This is a genomic window from Brucella sp. H1_1004 (genome assembly GCF_047308065.1).
Lineage (GTDB): Bacteria > Pseudomonadota > Alphaproteobacteria > Rhizobiales > Rhizobiaceae > Brucella > Brucella pseudogrignonensis_B.
Genome location: NZ_JAYKZA010000002.1, coordinates 1,314,235 through 1,329,473, shown reverse-complemented (window position 1 = coordinate 1,329,473; position 15,239 = coordinate 1,314,235). Strand labels below are relative to the sequence as shown.

The window sequence follows — 15,239 nt, the reverse complement described above, 5'->3', positions numbered from 1 at the left end:
TAACAAACCTTATTGCACCATTGAGACCAAAAGGTCCGCTTAGCGCTCGATCGTACCTGTGCGGCGGATCTTCTTCTGAAGCATAAGAATGCCATAAAGCAGCGCCTCAGCCGTCGGAGGACAGCCCGGCACATAGATATCGACCGGAACAACACGGTCACAGCCTCGCACTACGGAATACGAGTAGTGGTAGTAGCCGCCACCATTTGCGCACGAACCCATCGAAATGACATAGCGTGGCTCTGGCATCTGGTCATAGACCTTGCGCAGAGCCGGAGCCATCTTGTTGGTCAGCGTGCCTGCAACGATCATAACGTCAGACTGACGCGGTGACGCACGCGGCGCGATACCAAAGCGCTCAGCATCATAACGCGGCATGGAAATATGCATCATTTCCACAGCGCAACATGCGAGACCAAAGGTCATCCACATCAGCGATCCAGTACGTGCCCAGGTAATCAGAGCGTCAGCAGATGTGACGATGAAACCCTTATCGGACAGTTCGCTGTTCAGATCGTTGAAAAACGCATCATCGGAACCAACAGGCTTGCCCGTGCGTGGGTCAAGAATGCCTTTTGGTTGCGGAGCAATGAGTGTCGATCCAGACGCTTGATTTGTTCCGGTCAATCCCATTCGAGGGCTCCCTTCTTCCATTCATAGATGAAGCCGATGGTCAGAACGCCAAGGAAAAGCATCATCGACAGGAAACCGAACCAGCCGATTTCACCAAAGGACACAGCCCATGGGAACAGGAAGGCGACTTCGAGATCGAAGATGATGAAGAGAATCGACACCAGATAGAAACGGATGTCGAATTTCATGCGAGCATCATCAAAAGCATTGAAGCCGCACTCGTAAGCTGAAAGCTTTTCCGGGTCTGGCTGTCTGTACGCGACAAGAAACGGCGCAACCAGAAGGGCTACACCAATTACCATCGCAATGCCGAGAAAGATGACAATCGGCAAATAGGAACTTAAAAGCTCGTTCATGGTCCTTATCCGGCTTGAATACGAGGCGACGCCGCCTGTAATAAGCTTTTTAGAGCTTACCACCATGCGACACATTGCATCTCTTGCGACCTCGTCGCCTCAAGCAGCTTCAAGGGCATGCCGTGCGAACTTAAGTATTTGGCTGGACGGTTAGCGCAGCATGCACGCGAGCGCAAGCCCTCCAGCGCGATCAAGCGGGTATAGTGCGCTCAAGATGCTTAATAAGCACCATCCGCAAGCCCATATATGCTACCCAAATTTGATATAGCATGAAATCATCATAATTTCGTGAGGAAATAGAGATGAACGATCTTTCGCCATTTTAAGGCGAATAGAATCAATCGATTTAAAATCGACTGATCTCGTTGAAGATATTTTCGATGGCGCCGCCCAGAAACCAGCGCCGTCATCTCTGATTCATATCCTGCATCGGCCGCCGTTCGTAACGCGTCAGACTTGGCGAGACTTCCGATAAATAACGCTGCTAAACACTCTTTATATATAGGGCGCCATTTGCAGTTATATATAGAGTTTAAAACTCCTTCATTTCGTCGTCGCAATGCCATGATGTGACCAGAAGAAAAATCCCGTCGCCGTCGGTACGATTCTTAAAATAAATTAGCCCCAGAGATTCGCGGTCAGGATTCAATTGCCTTCAGCAATTCGACAGCAGCTTTTAGGATTGTGCCTCAGACATAATCGCGTTCTGCGGGGGCATTTGGAATCAAACCCTGAATATGCCGTCAGCGCAGAATAACAAAGAACACCGATACAAAATCCCAGGAGGGCGATATGAGCACATATTTGCTCACCAGCGGCGACATTTTAGTTGTTTTGGCCGGGATATTCTCTGTAGCTTATCTTTCCTGGAAGCGGAAAACAAAATAGCCCTGCCCCACACAAGCGACGATGAAGCTGAGAGCGAGCTTATTAAGCGCCACAGCATCTGTTCTAACTCTTTTCACGCATGCCCTTATCGGAAAAGCGATTCACACGTTTCAACGACAAGCTTTAATCGCGCACGCAATAAAGATGCCCGACGCGTAAGCGCTGTGTTTCAAGCAGCAGGCCACATCAGAAATCATTTGTATATCCAAAGGAAATAAATTTGCGATGTGCGCCATTTTCTTCAGAAATTTAAGATTTGTTTTCTGAATGAAAATGGCGCGAGTGACGGGGCTCGAACCCGCGACCTCCGGCGTGACAGGCCGGCACTCTAACCAACTGAGCTACACCCGCGCATTTCATTTTCAGCCATTTGGCTGGATAGTCACCGGCGTTTCCGTTCGGTGTGAGCGGTCGTTTAAGATGTTCTCTCACCAGTGTCAAGCGAGTGATCTGAAGAAAAAAGAAGAATTTTGATTTTATTCTAAAAGAGCCGATTTTACGCGCTTGTATATATGGGAACTCACCCTCAACGCGCTTCATTCAATCGGAAGGCATTCAAATTAAACAGAAAAAGGGATCGCATTTTTGATGCTACCCACGAGTCACCTCATTTTAGGCTCGCCGAATTATAGCTTTCATAGGAGTTATCCCCAGAGAGCTCATATTTTTTAGCCGGAGAATTAAAAAAATGCATTTTTCTAATTTTTACGCTTGCACTATCCAAACGAACAGCCTAAACGGCTCTCACAGCGGCTGACAAGTTAGCCGGGCGATTAGCTCAGTTGGTAGAGCGCTTCGTTTACACCGAAGATGTCGGGAGTTCGAGTCTCTCATCGCCCACCATTTATCCTATTGAAATCATTATATCCCCTTGCACTATATGGTCTTTTCCCCATATTGACGTCACAAAACGCGTCACAAAATGGGGTTTGGCGATGGCTGGCAATATTCGTCACTGGAAAGAGCGCAACGGTCGTTATTCGGCTCGAATCGTTGTTCCGGTGAACCTCCGGCCTTTTCTCGAAAACAAATCAGAACTTGAGATTCAGTTAGGCGGCGACAGGCGCACCGCTCTAAGAAATCATGCTGCTGCCGTCGCTTCACTGCAAAAGCAGATTGGGATTGCCCGGCAAAAGCATGAGGCAGCAACCGGACAAGTTAGCAATCCGCTCCCCTACCCCATGACAGCGCAGCAGATAGCACTTCGCGATTATCAAAGTCAGATCGCTTTTGATGGCGAGATACGCGCCCATGATCACCGATATGCTCAAATCGATCCCGATCCGGTTTATGATGCACACCCTTACCGCGATGGCTTCGCAGGGAAACTATCAGACGATGAATTAGAACGGCTTGTAGGCGCTCAGATCGAAAGCGCTCGAATATCCGGCAATATGAATGCAGTTAAAGGGACAACGGAATGGCGCACTATCGCGCAAGCCCTTTGCGTAGCATCCTATGAGGCTGTTGCGCGGCGATACGAGCGCAACGAAGGTGATTTTAGCGGCGCACCTACGCACCCTATCCTTGTGAAAGCTGAAGCTGAAGCAGACTCAGAGACTGAAATCCTCACATTCGATTCCATTATTGACGACGAAGCGAAACGCCGCGCCCGTGGCAGAGACGCAAAACCCCTTCCAGATCGCACAGCAAAGAAATATCGCGATGATTGCAAAGCCTTTTGCAAATGGCGAAAGAACAAGAATGCTCTAACCGTGACCGCCGCTGAAGGCAAAGCATGGATTGAAGCCATGCAAGATACTGGCGAATTAGCAAATCGGACCGTAAAAGCCCGTTTCCAAAATGTGCGCACCGTCATGAATTGGGGCAGATCGAACGATCCGGCTAATTTCTTTCCCGCTGGCAATCCCCTAACTGGCGTGAAACTACCAGACTATCAAACAACCCCCTCCCACTTACGCGCATACACGATGGATGAGGCAAGCCGCGTTCTCGCAGCCGCCCGTAAGGAAACACGCCCTTTGTTCCGTTGGCTACCTTGGCTATGCGCCTACTCGGGTATGCGTGTGAGCGAAGCCGGTGCCTTGCTTAAAGAGGACTTTTTCAAAGTTGGCGACCGCTGGTTTTGGAAAGTGACAACAGCAGGTGGCCGTAAGCTGAAGAACGCGAGCAGCGAGCGGCGTATTCCGGTTCACCCTGCCCTAGTCGCTGAAGGCTTGATCAAGTTTGTTGAAACTGCCCCGGCTGGCCGTCTCTTTAAAGGCGAGACGAAAGACGAAATTGACGTGCAACCCCGCATGTCATCATGGGTGCGTGGAATCATAACCTTAGAAGAACACCCGGAACTTTCACCTAACCATGGCTGGCGTCATTTGTTTGAAGACCTTTGCCGCCGCGACAGGGTGCCGGAAGAAGCACGGCATTATATGACAGGCCGAACAGACGGTAACAGCCAAGAGCTTTATGGCCGCTCTGAAGTTATGCTGCCCGGATTGGCCGACGCGATGGATGGCATCAAAGCCATAGCAGTAGATCAAAAACAATGATCAAAACTGCCTAAATTATCAACTTTCCTGAATTAAGGGATTCACACCGGATTCCTCATGTGAGATAATATTCCTACAATAAATAGGAATATTAGCCTTATGGGTTTCTGGAGCAGTCTGACACACAAGATCAGCATGGGGGAGCGCAAAGCTTACACCCTGACCGATCCTGCCGTTTCTGAAGTATTCGGCATTCGCTCGACAATGAGCGGCGTTCACGTTGGCGTTCACGTTGGCGGAATGTCAGCGCTTTCTGTTCCGGCTGTTCTTCAGGCTATTCGCTTAATCTCTGAAACAATCGGCTCACTGCCGGTTAAGCTTTACCGTGAGACAGCCGACGAAAAGCAGATCGCCAAAGATCACACGGCACACCGCATTGTTCATTATCGTGCAAACGAATGGACAGGCGCTGCAACCCTCAGAACGGAAATCACAGCCGACGCGCTGATCTACGGCAACGGCTTTGCGAAGGTTATTCGCTTTGATGATGGCCGACCTTTTGAATTGATCCGCCTGCTTCCCGGCACGGTTTCAATTCAGGAAGATAGCCTTGGTGCATCCCCTCCGGTTTATCGTGTGTCTGAAGCTGGCGGCTCCCGCGAATACGCGCACACCGAAATTCTTCACGTTCAATCGTTCCTGAAGCGCAGCCCGATCTCATTCGGGCGCGAAGCTATTGGCCTTGCGGCAATTCTCGAAAAGCACGGCTCTAAGTTCTTCGCAAACGGCACAAGGCCTAACGCGATTATCAGCAATGAAAAGCCGCAAGGCGGCGATGCTGGCGCAAAAACAATCGCCAATATCCGAAAGAGCTTTTTCAATTGGATGAGTGGCACTTCCGGCGAACCGCTGATTATGGATGGTGGTTGGAAGTATGAAGCCCCGGCGCTCACTTCCACAGATGCACAGTTTGTCGAAAACCGTCTGGAACAGATCAATGAGATCGCCCGGATTTTCGGCGTTCCGCCGCATATGCTTTATCAGCTTGATCGCGCCACTTGGTCAAACGCCGAACAGATGGGCGCAACCTTTCTTCAGCTTTGCCTTCGCCCTTGGCTGGACCGTTGGCAGGAAGCACTCGCAACCGTTCTGATTTCTGAAGATGAGCAAGACAGTCATTGGTTTGAATTTACCACTGACGATCTTATGCGCACCGACGCTGCCAGCCGAACCGAAAACCTCACCAAGCTTATCGCAGCGCGTGTCCTTACGGCCAATGAAGCCCGTGCAATTCTCAATATGCCCCCGGTTCCCGGCGGCGATGAATTGATCAATCCAAACACCACAACCGCACAATTGACGCCAGCCCGACAGGAGGCAACCGAATGAGCGAACACCGCGCATTCTTTGGCGATGGTGAAAAGCTGTTCGCTTTCAACACCAAAGCAATCATCACCGAACTGGAAACTAAGACCGGGCACGGCATCGGCGCATTGTTCCGCCGCTTCCAGCAATCCGATTACTCATTTGATGACGTGATCGAAATCATCCGGCTTGGCTTGATCGGTGGCGGCATGGACCCGAAAGACGCTGATCGCCTTGTATCGACATACGCGATTGGCCGTCCCATCTCGGAACTGTTCAAAGTTGCCGATGGCGTGATTACAGCGCTGTTTTTCGGCACTGAAGCCATCAATGACGCACTCGAACAGGTGGCACCATGAGCGAGCGTTTCGAAGTCAAAGCCGCCCTGTCAGTCACAGACGCAGGTGAAATCGAAGGCATTGCATGGCCTTTCGGTTCGCCTGATCGCGTTGGTGACGTGATCGAAAAAGGCGCGATCACTACGCCCGAAACCCTGCCGATGCTTTTCGCCCACGATCAGGCGCAAGTTATCGGCGTTTGGGATGAAATCACAGAAACACCGGAAGGCTTGATCGTCAAAGGTCGCCTGCTTGTCGATGACGTTGAACGCGCACGCGAAGTTCGCGCCATGATCAAGAGCAAAGCCGTCTCCGGTCTTTCCATTGGTTTCGTGACGAAATCGGCAAAGCCACGTCAGCGTGGGCGCACGATCACAGCGCTTGCCCTTCATGAAATCTCAGTTGTCGCCGTTCCGTGTCATCCGGCGGCGCAGATCACCTCATTGAAAGCCGCTGATGGCACGGCATCCAAGCAAAAGGAAAATACCTTGGAAAACGAACTCGAACAGAAGAACACCGATCCAGTTGTTACGGCTGAAGAAGTGAAGAGCCTGAAGGATGAAATCGCAACAATGAAGGCAAAGCTTAATCGCCGCCCTGTTGCCGATAACAACAATCATCCCGAAGCTGCCAATGAAAACGCTGTTGAACGCAAGGCGTTCGTTAGCTTCCTTCGCCGTGGCGTTGAACGCATCACCCCGGATGAAGCTAAGGCGCTTACAGTCTCGACCGATGCTAACGGCGGCTATCTTGCCCCGGAAGAATTTGGCAACGAACTGATCAAGCTTCTCAATGAATATTCGCCGGTTCGCCAGTATGCGCGTGTCCTGAATATCTCGGCGGCTGAAATCAAATATCCTCGTCGCGTGTCTGGCACTGCCGCAACGTGGGTGGATGAAACAGGCGACCGAACAGAAAGCGGTATGACCTTTGAACAGGTTACGCTCACCCCTTTTGAGCTTGCTACCTTCACAGACGTTTCTAATCAGCTTCTGGAAGATAACGCTTACGGCTTGGAAAGCGAACTGATCGCTGACTATGCTGAAAGCTTTGGCAAGACAGAAGGTCTTGCTTTCGTGAAGGGAACCGGCACAGGCCAGCCTAAAGGACTTCTGACTGCCACTGGCATTAAGGAAGTGAAAACCGGCGTTGCTGCCGCTTTCCCTGCCAATAACCCGGCTGACATGCTGATCGGCATGTATCACGAACTTGCGACAACCCACGCGGCGAACGCTGTTTGGATCATGAACCGCAAGACGCTTGGCGTCATTCGTCAGTGGAAGGACTCGACAGGCCGTTACCTTGTGCTTGATCCGATCACCGCAGGCGGCGTTTCGACCTTGCTTGGCCGTCCGATTGTGGAAATGCCAGACATGGACGACATCGGCGCTGGCAAGAACCCGATCCTGTTTGGTGATCTCTCCGGTTATCGCATTGTTGACCGTATCGGCCTTTCCACGCTTCGCGACCCTTACAGCCTTGCCGGTAAAGGACAGGTTCGCTTCCACGCTCGCAAGCGCGTTGGTGCTGACGTGACCCACCCTGACCGCTTTGTAAAACTTAAGGTCAGTGCGTAATCATGACCAAGCGGCGCGTAGCATATGAAGCAGTCGAAATCGCTCACGGTGGCAACACCGTGACGCTTAGACCTTCGCTTCGCGCCGCAACCATTCTTGAACAGCGCCACACGCTCCCGGCGCTGTTTAAAGCCATTGAAGATCAAAACTTCACAATCATTTCAGAGATCATTCTGGCGTCTTGCAGCGGCAGTCAGAATGCAGCGGCCTTTCTGTCTTCATTCCCGGAAAGGCCGCTTCTCCCTTTCTTCCAAGCTGTTCAAGCACCGCTTGTCGAACTCGTTTCAATGTTCGTTCCGGCATCCGATAATGAGCGTGTGCAACAGTTGCACACGACGCCTGCCGCGAAACCTGTCACATGGGCGCAAGTCTATGCAGCCCTGTTTGACCGTGCGACCGGCTGGCTTGGCTGGACGCCCGAACAGGCTTGGAACAGCACGCCGACCGAAATCAATCGCGCCTATCACGCCTACATCGAAAAACTCAAAGCTATTCATGGCAGCGCTGACAGCGACACGAAACAACCGGACCCGGAACAGGCAGAGCGCAATATTGCGAACGGCCTTGATCCTGAATTTGACCGTGCTGGCCTTCACGCCCTTAAGGGTAAGGGGAAAGCGGCATGAGCAAGTTTCCCCATTTGTGCAAGTGTGGCGCTATCGTTCCTTACGGCATTCTTTGCCAGTGCCAGATCAAGCAGAGGCGTGAACGCAACGCAAGACACGATAGCCGCCGCCCAACAGCAGCACAGCGCGGCTATAACCATGAGTGGCGCAAGGCACGCAAAGAATACCTCACAGCGCACCCGTTCTGCCGCATGTGTGGAAACCCTGCAACTGTTGTCGATCACATCATCGCTCACCGTGGCGACAAGCATTTGTTTTGGCATCGCGCCAATTGGCAACCGCTTTGCGAACCCTGTCACAACAGCACAAAGCAGCGACAGGAGCGCAAACGCAAATGACGCCCAACGCTATGCTTGCATATGACAACATGGAACAGACGATCACCGAATGGGCGCTGGATTACGGCCTCACACCCGGCATCATCATCGCACGTCTTGAACGCGGCATGACAACAGCAGACGCAATCACCATGCCTATGCTCGTTGGATATTGCGGCCAACGCTTGCCGATCTTCCACAAGAAGCAACTCAAGCGCGGAGAGCGCGTGAAACCAAAGATCGCGCGAATCCAGAACATCCGTCTGCTGACTGCCTTTGGTCAATCTATGACTCTTAAGGAATGGGCTGACCATATCGGCGTGAATGAGATGACCTTGCGTGCGCGTCTCAAGCGTAAGTCGCTCGAAGATGCATTGACCATGCCTAAGCAATCACGCGCACCGAAGATCAAGACACAGCGTCCGGGGGTGCCTTCAAACTTTACCCCTTCAAAGGGCCCGGCGCGGGGAGTGCTTTTCAAGAAAGCCCGAATTTAACTTTTTCAAAGGAAGCAGCAGAATGACCGGCATCACAACGGCACTCGCTAAAGCGCATATGCGTATCGACAATGATGAGGAAGACGCGCTGATCGCACTCTATACCGAAGCAGCGCAGGATTACGTTGCGCACTACATCGGCAAGGCGTTGGCAGAGATCAATCCATTCCCGGCTGATCTCAAACTCGCCATTCTCCGGCTTGTGGCTTTCTATTACGAAGTGCGCAACGTCGCGACGTTTGGCATGTCATCGCAGATCGCGCCACAGACCGTCACACAGACGCTCGACAGTTATCGTGAGGCTTGGTTTCACGATGGCGAATAAAGACAGCGACGGTATGGACGATCTTATGCGCGCCTTTGATCGCGCCAAGACAGCACCACGCAAAGCAATCCTCCGGGCGCTTACAACATCGGCTGGCGAAGTTGCTGGCACGATGAAAGCGCTTGCGCCTGAAGATACGGGCGATCTCAGGAAGTCGATTACAGTCACATATCCCGGCCAGTCGACGCCGCCTTACTCGCAACCCGGCGGCTCTCGCATGGTCGGCGAGAATGAGGTGGTTATCACGGCTGGCAATAAAGACGTTCGTTATCCGCATCTTGTCGAACACGGCACAAGCAAGACTGAAGCGCAGCCGTTCTTCTGGCGCGGCTTCCGTCTGACACGCCGCAAAGCACTACAGCGCATTGATCGCGCAGGCCGCAAAGCCCTTCGCGACGGTTGGAACGGAAAGGCTTCCACAGATGATTGATCCTGTTCTCACACTTCAGACCGCCATTCGCACCCGCCTTCTCGACAAGCCGGAAGTGCTGGCGCTTGTGCCTGCCGATCATATTCGTTCCGGCAGCACACGCCCCGACAAGACGCCATGCATCATTATGGGCGATGGCAACACCACACTTCACGGCAATGACTATCGCGCCCAGAGCGCCGCGTGGGTTTATCTGGACTTGCATGTCTGGACGTTGAACGCTGGACAGGACGCAGCGAAAGAGATCGCTGGCGTCGTGAATGGCGCACTTAGCAAATACAATCTGCCGGTTGATGGCGGTTATTGCGACCATTTCAAAGTGACTGACATTCGCCACTTGCGCGACCCTAACCCGGATTACGGCCATTCCGTTCTTTCGGTTGAAGCGCTCATTCGGTGGATCGTCTAATGTTGAACATCGGCAAGCTTGATCGTCGCATCACAATTGAACGCCAGACCGAAACCGTGAAGCCGTCCGGCAACGTGTCCAAAGTTTGGACGCCCATTGCTACCGTATGGGCTGAAACCCTTCAGCAATCAGCGACGGAATATTTTACCGCCATGGGCGAAGTGGAAACCGGCGCAATGATCTTCCGTATTCGCTGGATTGACGCCCTGACGACTGCCGACCGTGTGATTTACAACGGCGCACCCTATGGCGTGAAAGAGATCAAGGAACTCGGCAGACGTGAAGCGCTTGAGCTTCGCGCAGAGGTGATCCGATGAGCGTTCATAATCGTGGCGTAAAGCCTGCCATTCAACGCGACAGCACCGCGCTAACCAAAACCCCGGCACCACCTAAGCGGCTCACAGCGCAAGCGAAAGCGGAATGGAAGCGTGTGCTTCCCGTTCTGATCAAACGGGGCGTTGTTACAACCGGCGATCTCGCAGGCATTGAGAACTACTGCACAGCAACGGGCTACGTTCATCAAATTGCCGAACAGATGGCCGGTTCGCCTGTTCCAGATTTGAAGCTTGGCGGTTTGCAAATTCGTTACATGCAGTCAGCACGCCAGCTTGCAGCAGAGTATGGATTGATGCCTGCCAGCCGTTCCCGCGTCGGTGATCTCGGTTCTGCCGATGATGACGACGACAACCCGCTTGCGGTGCAATAATGGCAAGCACCTATCCAGATTGGGTTTTTGATAACAGCCCTATTGATGACCCGCTCGGATATGGCGAACGTGCTGTTCGCTTTTTGCGCATGTTGCGCCACCCTTCCAGCAGTGAGCCGAAAAAGGCTTTCACGCTTACGCGCTGGCAAGAGCGCATTGTTCGCCGCATCTATGGCCCACGCACGCCAGACGGCCATATGATCGTCAAAACGGTTCTGCTTCTTATGCCGCGTGGCAATCGCAAAACCACGCTTGCCGCCGCCCTTGCACTGCTTCACACCATCGGCCCGGAAGCCGTGGCAGGCGGACAGGCGATCTTCGCAGCGAAAGACAGTGACCAAGCCAAGATCGCTTTTGAGGAAGCGGCAGGCGTCATCCGCGAAGATAAGCGCCTTGTGGCAGCAACAAAGATTTACGGCTCTAAGACCGGCAAGCGCCTGATTGATTGCCCGATGAAAAAGAGCCGCCTTGAAGTGCTATCGTCAGACGGCGGCAAGGCACACGGCCTCTCACCGACATTCATTCTTGCCGATGAATTGCACGTCTGGAAAAACCGCGAACTTTGGGAAGCCCTGAAATCATCGCGTGTTAAGAAGCGCCCTTTGACCGTCATCGCCAGCACTGCCGGACAGGGAAACGAAAATCTTCTCTATGATGAGTATGTGAACGCCTGCAAGATCGCCAGCGGGGAGAAATTCAACCCTTCATATCTGCCGATCCTGTTCATGGCCGATCCGTCCGATCAATGGGATGAGCCTGCAACGTGGCACAAAGCAAACCCCGGCCTTGCCGATGGATTTGTGTCGATTGAAGAATTTGAGAACCTTGTCACTGACGCCAGAGACAGGCCGCAAGAACGCTTTGCCTTCCTGCAATTCAACTTGAACCGTTGGCAAGGTGCCAGCCGTGAACCGTTGTTTTCGATGGACGCATACGACAGCGGCCATGATCGCCACTTTAAACTCAGCGACCTTGAAAGCCTGCCTTGCTATCTCGGCGTTGATCTGAGCGTGAACGGCGACCTTACGGCAGTCGTTGGCGCTTGGAAGCATCCAGACGGGCGCGTGTTTATGCATCCGTGGTTCTTTGTTCCGGGCGATGATCTCAAAGGCCGATCAGCGCGAGACGGCGTGCCTTATGAGCAATGGAAAGTTGACGGCCGTATCAACGTGATTGATGGCCCGATTATCGAACCGGAAGCAATCGAACAACACATTCGCGAATTGTGCGCGACATATGACGTGCGCGAGATCGCTTTTGATCCGTATCTCGCCCGTAAGACCATGCAGCGACTTCACGATGACGGTTTGCCTGCAATCGAAATGCGGCAATCGCCCCTCACCATGGCCCCGGCTATTGGCGATCTTGAGCGCACCGTGAACGGGCGCATGATCCGCCACAGCGCACACCCGGTTCTTAGGCACCATTTCGACAGCGTTGTCGCCAGCCGTGGCGATAGCGGCCTTGTGCGTATGCATAAAGACAGACGCTCAGATCGCATTGACGGCGCAGTGGCGGCAGCAATGGCCGTTTCGCGTGCCTGCCAGAGCGACGCGAACAAGTCGATTTATGACCTCCCTGAAGATGATTTTGATCGGCTCATGACAGCCGAAGCAGCATAGGATTTATGAAGATGGAAAATGAAGGCCAGCAACTTCTCGTCACATTGAGCGCCCGTTTTGACAAATACGAACGCGATCTTGAACGCCAGAAACAGCGCAGCAAAACAGGCTTCCGGCAAATCCAGAAAGACGCCGAAACCAGCGGCAAAGCCATGGAAAAATCTATGGGCAGCGCGGCGGATAACGTCAGCGTGGCGCTTAAAGGCATGTTTGCGCCCCTCATGGCAGGCGGCGCAGTTGCGGCAGCGGCTGGCGCTTTCCGGCAGATTGCAAGCAGCATTGCAGAGGTTGGCCGCGAAGCTGACAAGGCGCGTGTCACAACCCGGACATGGCAGCAATGGACTTACGTTGCGGCAGGCGCAGGCGCTTCCATTGACGGCATGACGGACGCCCTCAAAGAATTGAACATTCGCGGCGACGAGTTTGCAACTACCGGCAAGGGATCGGCGCAGGAAGCTTTTGAACGCCTTGGCATGACAGCCGCTGACGTTGCCGAACGGCTGAAAAACCCTTCAGCATTCTTGGATGAAATCATCGGTAAGGTTCAAAAGCTGGACCGTGCAGCGCAAACGCGTATCATGGACGAGCTTTTTGGCGGCACCGGCGCAGAAGAACTCTCTAAAGTTCTTGGCCTTTCGGTTGAACAAATCCAGAAGCTTCGCAGCGAAGCGGCGCTATTCACCGACGAACAGCTTGAAGCCGCCAAAAAGATCGACGCCGAATTTGAAACCCTTTGGCGCAATGTCATGGTTTACAGCAAGCAGGCGGCAGTCGAAAGCGTTGGCTATGCCCGTCAGATCGTCGGCGTTCTGTCAGCGCTCAAAGGTGACAACATCATCGCGGCTAATCGCAACTACGTTTTGAGCGACGAAGGCAAGTTGAACACTCTTCTCGAGCGCCGCGCCACCATTCTCGAACGCATTAGCGATCTTCGCAGCAAGCCCGACTTTGACAGCGCAATTGACGGCTTGGCACTCTCCCGGCTGGAAGATGACCTTAAAGCCGTTGACGGGCAGATTGCCAGCGTCACGCCACACACAAAAGAGTTTTCGGCAGCGCTTCGCGAACTGTCATCGATCACGCTCAACACTTCCAGCGCGTTTAACAATACGGCCACAGCAGCAGCGAATTTCAAATCGGCGCTCACCGACCTTAAAAATATGGTGCCGGAATTGAAAGCTGAACTTGACGAACTGGCAAAGCTGGACAGCATCGACGCGGCATTTCAGCAAGCCGTGCGTAATGCCAAGAACCCGGCAGAGATTGAGGCAGCGAACGCGCTAAGGGATCGCGCACGAACTTCCGCCCTTTACGGAAGCCACAAAGATATTCTCTCACTCATCGGCGCGGCAGAAGGCACCGACAAAGGGCGGGGCTATAATGAGACGCTCGGTTATGGCAAATTCACCGGCGGCAATCGCAATCTCACCGGAATGACGCTTAATGAAATCATGGCGTTGCAAAAGCAAATGCTTGCGCACCCGGACAACACTTTCAATTCGTCAGCCCTTGGCCGTTACCAGATTACGCGCCAGACCCTGCAAGACTTTATGCCGAAACTCGGGTTGGCAGGCGATCACCTGTTTGATGAGAAAACACAAGACGCGCTGGCACAAGCTATTCTTGGCACGACAGGCGGAAACGTTGAAAGGCTTCGCGGACGATGGGAAGGCTTGCGCCGTGTTGATGCTGGCACGATCAGCGCAGCTTACGGCGGCACACAGACGGTTCCCGATAAGCTTGCGCCTTCCGAAAGTCAGCAGAAGGCAGCCGACGACGCCAAACGTGCAGCAGATGCACGGCAGGAGCTTAACAACGCCCTTCGCGATAGCAACAGCCTTGCTCAGATCGAACGCGCCACAGTCGGCATGTCAGCACGACAACGCGCTATCGAACTTGAAGTGTTTCAGCGCGTTCAAGCCGCCAAGCGATCCGGGTTGACGTTGAGTGATTTGGAAATCCAAAAAATCCGCGAACAAGTGACGGCTACGGCAGGGCTTCGCGCAGAAACAGATCGTCTCGAAACAGACATGGCGGCAGCAAACCAAGCTAAAATGTTCTTCGCGCAGAGCTTCACGCAGTCATTGAGCGGCCTTATCACCGGCACTACGAGCCTGACAAACGCTGTTCGAAACCTCGCGAACAGTCTGATTGATGCAGTTTTGCAGGCAACGCTTTTGGGACAAGGCCCATTGGCCGGACTGTTTGGCTTTGGTGGTGGTTCTGGCATCATCGGCGCGATTTTTGGTTTCGCTGAAGGCGGTTACACTGGACGCGGCGGCAAGCACGAACCGGCAGGCGTGGTGCATAAGGGCGAATACGTCATGTCAGCAGCAGCAACCCGGCGTATCGGCGTTGCGAACCTTGAGCGAATGCACCAAGGCGCAAAGCGTGGCTACGCTGAAGGCGGATATGTCGATGCAACCCCTTCGCTTTCATCAACTCCCCACCTTGGCACAAGCAACACCCCGGCAGCGCAAGCAATCCAGATCAACGCCCCTATCACTGTTAACGGCTCGGCTGGAACGCCAGAACAAAACAACGATCTTGCGAACAAAATGGCAAAGACGATGGAACGATCAATGAAAGGTATGGTTGCGGATGAAATTCGGAAGCAAACGCGCCCCGGAAACTACATGAATCAGAGAACGCGTTAATAAATAAAAAGGGACCGTCTGAAAGACGATCCCTTAATACGAAACT

16 protein-coding genes and 2 tRNA genes are annotated in these 15,239 nt (G+C 53.1%); 15 read left to right on the top strand and 3 right to left on the bottom strand.

Features of this window, described 5'->3' with window-relative positions:
- Nucleotides 1-39 precede the first annotated feature (39 nt).
- From U2P60_RS13720 to U2P60_RS13710, 3 genes are all read right to left on the bottom strand, one after another.
- On the bottom strand, nucleotides 40-633 hold the full coding sequence (locus U2P60_RS13720; protein ID WP_024897475.1) for a NuoB/complex I 20 kDa subunit family protein: 594 nt from the start codon (nucleotides 631-633) through the stop codon (nucleotides 40-42).
- Nucleotides 624-989, bottom strand: a complete 366-nt coding sequence (locus tag U2P60_RS13715; protein WP_094506957.1) for an NADH-quinone oxidoreductase subunit A — start codon at nucleotides 987-989, stop codon at nucleotides 624-626. The genes U2P60_RS13720 and U2P60_RS13715 overlap by 10 nt, the downstream gene beginning before the upstream one ends.
- 1,162 nt (nucleotides 990-2,151) lie before the next feature.
- Nucleotides 2,152-2,228: transfer RNA gene (locus tag U2P60_RS13710), tRNA-Asp, on the bottom strand.
- A 416-nt stretch (nucleotides 2,229-2,644) separates the two neighbouring features.
- Between U2P60_RS13710 and U2P60_RS13705 the strand changes: the two genes are divergently transcribed.
- The 15 genes from U2P60_RS13705 to U2P60_RS13635 all read left to right on the top strand — a co-directional run bounded on the left by U2P60_RS13705 (nucleotide 2,645) and on the right by U2P60_RS13635 (nucleotide 15,193).
- Nucleotides 2,645-2,720 (top strand) — tRNA-Val (locus tag U2P60_RS13705).
- A gap of 92 nt (nucleotides 2,721-2,812) precedes the next feature.
- Nucleotides 2,813-4,384 (top strand): integrase, encoded by a 1,572-nt coding sequence (locus U2P60_RS13700; protein ID WP_413573037.1) that lies wholly within the window; start codon nucleotides 2,813-2,815, stop codon nucleotides 4,382-4,384.
- A 99-nt stretch (nucleotides 4,385-4,483) separates the two neighbouring features.
- The gene (locus U2P60_RS13695; protein ID WP_413573036.1) at nucleotides 4,484-5,713 is read left to right on the top strand and encodes a phage portal protein; all 1,230 of its coding nucleotides are present in this window, start codon (nucleotides 4,484-4,486) and stop codon (nucleotides 5,711-5,713) included.
- Nucleotides 5,710-6,048 carry a gene transfer agent family protein gene (locus tag U2P60_RS13690; protein ID WP_413573035.1) on the top strand — a complete coding sequence of 113 codons (339 nt, stop codon included), beginning with the start codon at nucleotides 5,710-5,712 and terminating at the stop codon, nucleotides 6,046-6,048. Before U2P60_RS13695 ends, U2P60_RS13690 begins: the two co-directional genes overlap by 4 nt.
- Entirely contained in the window at nucleotides 6,045-7,604 is a 1,560-nt protein-coding gene (locus tag U2P60_RS13685) for a phage major capsid protein (protein WP_413573034.1), read from the top strand. The genes U2P60_RS13690 and U2P60_RS13685 overlap by 4 nt, the downstream gene beginning before the upstream one ends.
- A gap of 2 nt (nucleotides 7,605-7,606) precedes the next feature.
- Complete coding sequence (locus tag U2P60_RS13680) at nucleotides 7,607-8,230, top strand: hypothetical protein (RefSeq protein WP_413573033.1); 624 nt, start codon at nucleotides 7,607-7,609, stop codon at nucleotides 8,228-8,230.
- Nucleotides 8,227-8,568, top strand: coding sequence for an HNH endonuclease (locus tag U2P60_RS13675; RefSeq protein ID WP_413573032.1), 342 nt, complete (start codon nucleotides 8,227-8,229; stop codon nucleotides 8,566-8,568). Before U2P60_RS13680 ends, U2P60_RS13675 begins: the two co-directional genes overlap by 4 nt.
- The gene (locus U2P60_RS13670; protein WP_413573031.1) at nucleotides 8,565-9,044 is read left to right on the top strand and encodes a hypothetical protein; all 480 of its coding nucleotides are present in this window, start codon (nucleotides 8,565-8,567) and stop codon (nucleotides 9,042-9,044) included. The genes U2P60_RS13675 and U2P60_RS13670 overlap by 4 nt, the downstream gene beginning before the upstream one ends.
- 22 nt (nucleotides 9,045-9,066) lie before the next feature.
- The gene (locus tag U2P60_RS13665; protein WP_413573030.1) at nucleotides 9,067-9,369 is read left to right on the top strand and encodes a head-tail connector protein; all 303 of its coding nucleotides are present in this window, start codon (nucleotides 9,067-9,069) and stop codon (nucleotides 9,367-9,369) included.
- Nucleotides 9,359-9,799, top strand: coding sequence for an HK97-gp10 family putative phage morphogenesis protein (locus U2P60_RS13660; RefSeq protein WP_413573029.1), 441 nt, complete (start codon nucleotides 9,359-9,361; stop codon nucleotides 9,797-9,799). The genes U2P60_RS13665 and U2P60_RS13660 overlap by 11 nt, the downstream gene beginning before the upstream one ends.
- A complete protein-coding gene (locus tag U2P60_RS13655) occupies nucleotides 9,792-10,208 on the top strand; it encodes a DUF3168 domain-containing protein (protein WP_413573028.1) in 417 nt (138 codons plus the stop codon). Before U2P60_RS13660 ends, U2P60_RS13655 begins: the two co-directional genes overlap by 8 nt.
- Nucleotides 10,208-10,525 carry a phage head closure protein gene (locus tag U2P60_RS13650; protein ID WP_413573027.1) on the top strand — a complete coding sequence of 106 codons (318 nt, stop codon included), beginning with the start codon at nucleotides 10,208-10,210 and terminating at the stop codon, nucleotides 10,523-10,525. Before U2P60_RS13655 ends, U2P60_RS13650 begins: the two co-directional genes overlap by 1 nt.
- On the top strand, nucleotides 10,522-10,914 hold the full coding sequence (locus U2P60_RS13645) for a P27 family phage terminase small subunit (protein ID WP_413573026.1): 393 nt from the start codon (nucleotides 10,522-10,524) through the stop codon (nucleotides 10,912-10,914). Before U2P60_RS13650 ends, U2P60_RS13645 begins: the two co-directional genes overlap by 4 nt.
- Nucleotides 10,914-12,536 (top strand): terminase large subunit, encoded by a 1,623-nt coding sequence (locus U2P60_RS13640; protein ID WP_413573025.1) that lies wholly within the window; start codon nucleotides 10,914-10,916, stop codon nucleotides 12,534-12,536. The genes U2P60_RS13645 and U2P60_RS13640 overlap by 1 nt, the downstream gene beginning before the upstream one ends.
- Before the next feature lie 11 nt (nucleotides 12,537-12,547).
- Nucleotides 12,548-15,193: a hypothetical protein gene (locus tag U2P60_RS13635; RefSeq protein WP_413573024.1), complete on the top strand. Its 2,646-nt coding sequence runs from the start codon at nucleotides 12,548-12,550 to the stop codon at nucleotides 15,191-15,193.
- Nucleotides 15,194-15,239 lie beyond the last annotated feature (46 nt).

Coding starts and splice junctions, on each gene's coding strand:
- U2P60_RS13680 (WP_413573033.1), top strand. CDS start 7,607: ATGACCAAGCGGCGCGTAGCATATGAAGCAGTCGAAATCGCTCACGGT.
- U2P60_RS13700 (WP_413573037.1), top strand. CDS start 2,813: ATGGCTGGCAATATTCGTCACTGGAAAGAGCGCAACGGTCGTTATTCG.
- U2P60_RS13640 (WP_413573025.1), top strand. CDS start 10,914: ATGGCAAGCACCTATCCAGATTGGGTTTTTGATAACAGCCCTATTGAT.
- U2P60_RS13650 (WP_413573027.1), top strand. CDS start 10,208: ATGTTGAACATCGGCAAGCTTGATCGTCGCATCACAATTGAACGCCAG.
- U2P60_RS13670 (WP_413573031.1), top strand. CDS start 8,565: ATGACGCCCAACGCTATGCTTGCATATGACAACATGGAACAGACGATC.
- U2P60_RS13685 (WP_413573034.1), top strand. CDS start 6,045: ATGAGCGAGCGTTTCGAAGTCAAAGCCGCCCTGTCAGTCACAGACGCA.
- U2P60_RS13635 (WP_413573024.1), top strand. CDS start 12,548: ATGGAAAATGAAGGCCAGCAACTTCTCGTCACATTGAGCGCCCGTTTT.
- U2P60_RS13655 (WP_413573028.1), top strand. CDS start 9,792: ATGATTGATCCTGTTCTCACACTTCAGACCGCCATTCGCACCCGCCTT.
- U2P60_RS13665 (WP_413573030.1), top strand. CDS start 9,067: ATGACCGGCATCACAACGGCACTCGCTAAAGCGCATATGCGTATCGAC.
- U2P60_RS13690 (WP_413573035.1), top strand. CDS start 5,710: ATGAGCGAACACCGCGCATTCTTTGGCGATGGTGAAAAGCTGTTCGCT.
- U2P60_RS13660 (WP_413573029.1), top strand. CDS start 9,359: ATGGCGAATAAAGACAGCGACGGTATGGACGATCTTATGCGCGCCTTT.
- U2P60_RS13675 (WP_413573032.1), top strand. CDS start 8,227: ATGAGCAAGTTTCCCCATTTGTGCAAGTGTGGCGCTATCGTTCCTTAC.
- U2P60_RS13645 (WP_413573026.1), top strand. CDS start 10,522: ATGAGCGTTCATAATCGTGGCGTAAAGCCTGCCATTCAACGCGACAGC.
- U2P60_RS13720 (WP_024897475.1), bottom strand. CDS start 633: ATGGGATTGACCGGAACAAATCAAGCGTCTGGATCGACACTCATTGCT.
- U2P60_RS13695 (WP_413573036.1), top strand. CDS start 4,484: ATGGGTTTCTGGAGCAGTCTGACACACAAGATCAGCATGGGGGAGCGC.
- U2P60_RS13715 (WP_094506957.1), bottom strand. CDS start 989: ATGAACGAGCTTTTAAGTTCCTATTTGCCGATTGTCATCTTTCTCGGC.